Source organism: Enterobacter sp. RIT637 (genome assembly GCF_019718755.1).
Taxonomy (GTDB): domain Bacteria; phylum Pseudomonadota; class Gammaproteobacteria; order Enterobacterales; family Enterobacteriaceae; genus Enterobacter.
The window spans coordinates 1-514 of record NZ_JAIHAZ010000200.1; the positions used below are offsets into that span (position 1 = coordinate 1).

The 514-nt window shown below is 45.5% G+C and carries 1 protein-coding gene; it reads left to right on the plus strand.

The window, feature by feature from the left end:
- A partial coding sequence (locus K5E19_RS23995; protein WP_221553405.1) for a TonB family protein occupies nucleotides 1–514 on the plus strand: 514 nt, incomplete at both ends.

Here is a 514-nt window from a genome sequence, read left to right on the forward strand (position 1 = left end):
GTATTACTCCTCGCATTTGCAGCTTACTACTGAATACAATCGTAAATCTGCGCCGCCTGGGTCACAGCATCTGCATGCAGATACTGTTGCAGTTGTTGGTGCATCCTTGTATTTGTTGGCGATGACCATGCACAATTTTAATAACCTGAATTGTTATCGAGTCGTTTATGATACGTTCGTATTCATTTTGCTGGAGCCGCTTCTGGTGGCTACTTTATCAAGGGAAAGAATGAAACGTTTAACGATGGCTATAACGCTGGCTATGCTGGCACCCGGATGTGCTTACAATCAGACACAGTCGGGTCAGGAACATGTGACAGGAGACATAAAGGCAGCTAAATCATCCACCTGGGACCTGCCCTATTATCCTGTAAAAGCACAGGCTGGCCGGATTGAGGGGGTTGTAAGGGCTTCATACACTGTGGATACAAAAGGGTGTGCGGAAAATATCAAAATCATATCAGCGCAGCCAGCTGATGTGTTTGAAAGAGAAACGATCCGTGCAATGAATAAG